This is a genomic window from Bradyrhizobium sp. UFLA05-89, from assembly GCF_059803475.1.
Window position 1 is genome coordinate 1 of the sequence record NZ_JBANBA010000206.1, and the last position, 6,675, is coordinate 6,675.

The following is a 6,675-nucleotide window of genomic DNA, read 5'->3' on the forward strand; positions in this document are numbered from 1 at the left end:
ATTATACACTCTCAACCGGCTACCGGCCTCTCGGCTCTTGCCCCCGCGCAGCGGGCTGGAGCGCAGCGACTTCGTGCTTTGGGCCCAAGCCGAACAGCGCTTCGCGGTAAACCGGACGCCGGGGTATGCTTGCCTCGACCGCCGCTTGTGACCCCGGAGCGGACATCGCCAAATCGCCTTTGGTCTCCAAAGTGCCTGCTTTAGCCAGTTACATGCCTTCCTGAAGCTTGGGAGTGGACATGAGACGACGGGCCGTTCTGCGGCGAGGTAGTCACGAACCCAACTCTTGATTCCCACATCAGCATCGCCCATCGCCTCATCGATCCATGAAGCTCACCGCCGAACGTCCCTTCGCCAACCCGGAAACCGCAGCGCGCAAGCTCGTCGAGCTCGCTGCCGGCATTGAGCCTGTGCAAGACGGCCGCATCCACATCGAGAAGATCAACGCGCCGCTTCTCGACACGCTGAAGGCCAGCGGCGAGGAGTTCGGCGCGGGCATCAACCTCGCGATCGATCGCGGCTGGCTCGAGATGCACGAGAGCGGGACCTACGTGCGGCTGCTGGCGAGTGGCAACACCTTGGAGCCGCTGGCTCGATCACGCTGCGACGCCCGCGGGGCTTCAACTATCGCTTGGGGCTACGGCTACCCTCTCGTCGCGGCAAAATACCGACCTTCTTCTAGACGCTTTCGTCAACGCGCTTGTTACCTTGCCGTGAACGCCGCGCGATGCGCTACCGCTCTTTCTGGATCGGCTCACCCGGTGCACGATCAAGCGGTGGGTGCTGCCGAGCGAGGCCGGTCGTGCCGGGCGGTGCGTCGTTCGCGGCCTGACGCGTGTTGACGCTCTCCAGCGTCGTGACGGACGCGACCACAATTGCGATGGCAAGAGCAACGGCAAATAGAGCCAACGCTGTACGTTGCCTGTCCATGACAACGGCCCTCCTAGCCAACGCTACAACGCCCCTTCAAACCCCCTGGTTCCTGGCAGGCCGTGGTGCGCCCTAGCCGTCTAGTTCACGAAGACTTCGATCACAGCGATAGCAGGATACAGGATGCATACGAGTGCAGGCGGCACCGCGCTGCACTATAGCTCAACGGTGTCGATGGTTGTTAGGCTCCGCAAAGAGACCTGTCCTCGCCTTTAGGCTGATCCGCTATCCAATCAGAAGGCCGCTAATGCTCGGCCAGCGAGGGAAGTGCTGCGGCTTTTATCCGGGATTACGTCCAGGAGAATGCACAGCGGGCATAGCGGTAACCTTTGAGAGCGCCCGTGCGGCGCTCCCGGCTGCGGGGGGGCGTGTTTTTGTCCAAACGGACGGAAGCCGATTTCGAGGACTGGCGGGATGAGCGCGACTAGGCGGCGGCGAAAGTGGGCCGCGTGTGCGCGCGGTGGGAGAGTGTTGGTCCGTTGAATGAACTTTTGCGCCAACCGCGCCCACTCGCGGCTGCAAGCGCTTGCGCCGCGTGACGCGCGGAGGCTGATGCTCGCTTTCTCTGGCCACTAATTAGCACGCTGGCACGATCGACGCTGGTTCCCGTCGGGCACTGGCACCGTCGCGCTCGCTCCCGTGGCGCTCGTGGAGCGAGAGGCTGTCTCGATCAACCCGGCCTAGATGTAGACCGCCCAGGTGCGCCTTCGGAATTACCTTGCTACCCAGACACTTTACGAGAAAGCGCGCGACACGATCTCCCCGAGCTGCAATCGTTGGGTCACGCGGTCGCAATGACGGAACTAACGGCTCTTATGCTGCGGACCTTGAGCAGCCTGTATAGCGCTAGGCGAGCCCCAACTATCGCAGGCCCTATATTGAAGGGCTGACTGATCCGCAGGGCTTAAAGTCTGTGATCAAATGTCCGTGCAAGCATCCATCATGTTTCTGGGCGAACGCGAGCACGCCAATGATCATCATACCCACCAAGACAAGTCCGGCTACGATATTCTTCATCATGGCTACCACTCCGGACAATTCTTCAGTGGTGTTCGATTCACTGCATCCGAACCATCAGTCGCAAGCCGATCGCCGAATATGCAAAGAGCGCTGTCCCGAATCTATCCGCACGGAGCTTGAGCTGATACGACTTACAGCACGTGCCTTGCGCCCGGAATCTTTTGCAACACTTCAGTCGCGCCCCAGCTCAGGAAGACAGTGAGCAAGAAAGCGATCAGGCCCTTGGCTATCGCCGGGATGTCGAAGTCGACCATCCAATACACCAGCCAAAGCACAATCGGGTAGTGCACCAAGAACATGCCGTAGGCAGCGGACTGCATAGGGTCGAGGCTGCTCCAGCCCGATTGCCTGAATCTCAAGAAATAGGCCAGGATCGCAAACATGATCGCCACGCTGAAGGACGCGAAGAACAGTGCATAGATCGCTTCATACCAGTTGGGCAGCGGGGTCGGGTTTCCGAGGATTTCGCGCTTGACGTAGATCAGCATCCACATGAAGCAATAGGGAACGAGTGCTAGAAGCGCCCAAGCCCAGCTGCGCTTTGCGAGCTGGCCATCGGAAGCCAGTAATCCGCCGTCCAGGTACCTGACGCCAATGCCCGCACCAAAAAAGAAGTAGGTCGCATACAGCAGTACGCGCCCGTGCTGGACCGAGAACGGTCCGAACTCGAACCAAGTGAATGGTCCAAAGTGAACTAGACCCGGGATGTAGAACACGGCGGTGACGGCAAGCATGGCTGCGAAGAATTGCGCTGGATGGTCATGGCCGTGTAGCGACAGGCGATTGATCGGATCGATCAGTGTGGGCGAGAGCTTGTAGAGGACGCTTGCGATGACGTCGAAGGTAAGCAACACCCAAAGGAACCAGATCGGGCCACTCGGCCAAGGTCCTTCGGTGATGGTTTTCCACCAGAAGTCGGCGAAGCTGACGTTTGGGTGCTGACGCAGTTCAATCGCGTAGTAGGCTAACGGGATGATCGTGAAAGCACAAATCACGAAAGGCAAACCGAGCCGGATCAGGCGATCGCGCAGATAGTCCAGCGGTCCCTTGCGTGCGAGTCCCGGCCAGACAAACAGACCCGACAGAAAGAAAAACATCGCCATGAAGAAGCTGTCAGTGGCGAGCACGATCATGTCAAAACCGATCCACGACTTTGGATCGGTATGACCGAAATGGGTGTATGGAATGACGGCGTGATGGAGCAGTACCACCAGCGTGAGGAAGGTGCGGGTGCGGTCGAGTGCGGCGCTACGCGCTTTTGCTTTTGGCGGTGCCTGATCATTCGCTCGCACTTCCGTCTGCGAGATTGATGACATGATATACCTCGCCTGACTGGAACGTTTAAGTTTCCCGCCGAGGTAGCTGTAGCAAGCGGCGAGATGAAAGTCCGGAGCTTATGCCCTTCTGTCCGAAAGGAGCGTCCTTGAATGTGGCAAGCGGAGCGGCCCCCACGTCAAGCCCGCGTCCGCCATAGCGTAACTGCGAGCAGAATATAGACCCCGCAAGTCCACAGCGACTGCCAGTTGGCCGGCCCCTCGTTAATCCCTATGTAGATCGCTGCGAGCAGAAAAACGCCGGCAAACAAGGATTCCGCCATGGGGCGGCTTCCCTTTTCCGGGGCATTGAGGCGCGTCGCAACCGCAAAAGGCACCGCCGCCATGGTGAGAGCGGCAAAAGGAAAATCAATAAAGCGCGGGTCGAACACAAGACCGAGCGCGGTGGCGGTGCCGATTACGATGGTCACGATCCAGGCCAGCCCGTGCCAGATCGACACCCGTTCTGTCCGACAGTCCGTCGGACCCAGCAATTGCACAAAACTGGGCGTGGGGCGACCTGACATGAGAGCGTGTGCACCAAACACAGGTGAAGCAGTTGCCGTCACCAGAAGCGAGCCCCATAGAAGCGAGCCGCCTACTCCAACACGTTCATAGAACATCTTCTGGGCGGCCACCCCAAATAGAATTCCGGCCGTGGCTGCCGATATCCCGACTGCAAACCATGAGGCAAGGCTGCGCTTCCGAGGGCTTCGCCGCGAGGCCAGCCACGCCGCGCCAAATACCAGGATCGTGAGCACCATTCCGCTGCCCATCTGAAGCTTCCAGAACGGAAAATTACTGATGGGCACGCCGGGTGGATACTTCAGCGTGCGCCCGATGGAATCGAACAGGCCCCAGGATCCGCCAACCGTGCCCTCGATCTCTCGCTTCCACGATTCGTCATAAGCCTCGAACAGGTTGACGCGGAAATGCTCGCGCCGGGCAAGGACAAGGATTTCCGAGACCACCCGAGCCTGATTGGTGCGCGACGGAAGCGCGGCTTCGCGCATCCGCCCTTCGCTAGGCCAGCCTATTTCCCCGATCAGGATTTCCTTGCCCGGAAAGGCGGACGCTATCTGACGGCGAATGGTGTCGACGTGAGCGGCCGCCGATTCCGCTCGGACCGGAACATTCTCCCAATACGGCAAGATATGAACCGTGACGAAATCGACGGCGTCGTAAAGTTCGCGATTACTAAGCCAGAACTCCCAAACGTCGGCATATGTGACAGGGACGCTGACTTGCGCCTTGACCGATCGAATCGTCGCGGCGAGGTCGGAAGTGGTTATGTCCTTGCGCAACAAAGTCTCGTTGCCGACCACGAGCGCGATGATCGTTTCTGGATATTCTTTCGCGAGGCGCACCGCCGTCGAGATCTGGGTTGAATTCTTCTGGCGATCCCTGTCCAGAAAAATGCCCTGAATGACCTTCAGCCCCGCCTTCGCCGCAAGTTCGGGAATTTGATCGAGCCCAAGATCGGTCGCATAAGTGCGAATGCAGTCGGATATCTCCGCGAGTTGGGCAAGATCTTCAGCGATCTGTTCTCTCGACACCTGCGTAGCCGACGAAAGTGACGTTTGATTGCTGCGGAAGGGAGCATAAGATATGCATTGCACTTTGTTGTTCGGATCGACCGGTGCGTCGGCCAATTTGACTGGTGTGCCCAGCCACCCCCACACTGCGGCGATAGCGCACAGGGAAACCAACAGAAGCGTTAGTGGCGCGCGGAGAGAGACCAATTCCGGCCTCCTTGCAAGAGTGTTTTTTGGCTTCCTCAATATGCGAGAATTTCAGACACTTACTTTTTGATTTAGACCGTGGCCCCTTTGCTTCCATCCAGGCACTTCAAGTTAGGCCCACAAGGTGACCCAATACCAAGCTGCGGCAGAAGGTCAACGAGGCGGTGTATACGGGTCGGGGGTGCCGAGTTTGACAGGCGGATATTTACTTAGGCTTGCTTCGAAATCGGCAACAATCTTCAGCATCGGTTCGGCCACCCAAGTGTTGTAGGGAGCCACGTCGCGCTCTTCCTTCCGATCTCTCAGGAGGTTGATGACGATTGGCAACGGCAGCTTCTGTGGGATGTCGTACATACCTTCTTGCTTGATGAGATGCATCTTCCAGTTCCGCCATTTGACGGCCGTCAACCGATCGGCCACGTACGCGGGAAAGCCTTCGCGGTTGGAAGCTTCTTTCTTTCCGAGGAAAAAGTCCAACTTGGCAATGGCCTGTATGCGTGCGTTGGGTGGCGCATCGGCGTGACGCATGATGGCGGCAAGAGATCTTACGGCCTCACCTGTATAAGCCCGACACAGTGACCTTATGTCCGGTGGTATTGCTCTGCGTGCCAATGCTTTACGGGGTGGGTACCCCCTCCCTGTTAGCGCCCTAGCGTATCCATCAAGCCCGTCGATAGCGCGATCGTTTGGAATGTCCGCCCCGCCGACATGTGCAAGTGTCGTGAACAGGTCTACCATGTGGACAATCTCGTTGTTGGCGCGACCGGCTGGCACTTTGCCGGGCCAACGGATGATGAATGGCGTTCGCAGTGAGGCCTCCATTGCTGTGAAATACGTGCCCCGCCAAGGTCCACTGTCCCCTTCCCACGGGTGGGTCGCTTCCGGACCATTGTCGCTGGTGAAAATCACCAGCGTATCGTCTTCAACGCCCGCTTGTTTGATGGCGTCGAGGATTTTCCCGGTACGGTAGTCCATCTCGGCTAAGCAATCGGCCCAATCCCCATTACCAGTTCCGCAGGTGGAGCGATGTCTGCTCAAGACTCTGCGGCTTCATGTCCTTGGCGCGTAGGTCGAGATATTCCTCGGCCAATAAGCCGAACAGCTGCTTGTCATCGGCGCGACCCTTGGCTTTGACGGCAACCGGGTCATTACCCTCGTCGATGCCCACCAGCAGCTTGCGGGCCTTTTTTCGGGCCTCGTCCACCGTAAGGACACCAACCTTCCCAACGGTGCTGCGGCGCTGGAATTGGCCCTGTCGCCACTGAATAATGAACGTGCGGGAGCCGCCGGCTCGGACGCGAAGATAGAGGCCGGGCACTTCAGTGTCGGCATACAGCGTGTCAGTACCCTTCACCGACAGAGTACGAACTGACCCATTCGTCAGCTTGGCCATGTGGACCCTCTGGGAAGCGATTGGGAAGCAAGACCAGGCGCTTCGTGTCGTCGCGTGTCGCCTATGACTAAGGGTATGAGTCCAGAATCCTCATAAAACAAGGGATTTGGAAGCTACGGTCATCCGATGGCAGAGAATACTTTGGGACTTTTAATCACGGGGTCCTGGGTTCGAGCCCCAGCGCGCTCACCAAGCTAAATCTGTCCGGCCCGAAGACATGGGTAACGGACCGTACCTAAGACATGGGTGACAGCCTCGTGCCGAACGGGTTGTCGAG

5 protein-coding genes are annotated in these 6,675 nt (G+C 58.5%); 1 reads left to right on the forward strand and 4 read right to left on the reverse strand.

Annotation, left to right across the window (positions count from 1 at the left end; genetic code table 11):
- Positions 1–326 precede the first annotated feature (326 nt).
- A complete protein-coding gene (locus SO139_RS45105) occupies positions 327–842 on the forward strand; it encodes a hypothetical protein (RefSeq protein ID WP_449384586.1) in 516 nt (171 codons plus the stop codon).
- A gap of 1,239 nt (positions 843–2,081) precedes the next feature.
- On the opposite strand, the gene SO139_RS45110 is transcribed toward SO139_RS45105, so the two are convergent.
- The 4 genes from SO139_RS45110 to SO139_RS45125 form a co-directional block, all read right to left on the reverse strand.
- On the reverse strand, positions 2,082–3,266 hold the full coding sequence (locus SO139_RS45110; RefSeq protein WP_449384587.1) for an acyltransferase family protein: 1,185 nt from the start codon (positions 3,264–3,266) through the stop codon (positions 2,082–2,084).
- 137 nt (positions 3,267–3,403) lie between these two features.
- Positions 3,404–5,005, reverse strand: coding sequence for a glycoside hydrolase family 17 protein (locus tag SO139_RS45115; RefSeq protein ID WP_449384588.1), 1,602 nt, complete (start codon positions 5,003–5,005; stop codon positions 3,404–3,406).
- 153 nt (positions 5,006–5,158) lie between these two features.
- Positions 5,159–6,043: a sulfatase-like hydrolase/transferase gene (locus SO139_RS45120; protein ID WP_449384589.1), complete on the reverse strand. Its 885-nt coding sequence runs from the start codon at positions 6,041–6,043 to the stop codon at positions 5,159–5,161.
- Entirely contained in the window at positions 6,009–6,398 is a 390-nt protein-coding gene (locus tag SO139_RS45125; protein WP_449384590.1) for an Arm DNA-binding domain-containing protein, read from the reverse strand. The genes SO139_RS45120 and SO139_RS45125 overlap by 35 nt, the downstream gene beginning before the upstream one ends.
- Positions 6,399–6,675 lie beyond the last annotated feature (277 nt).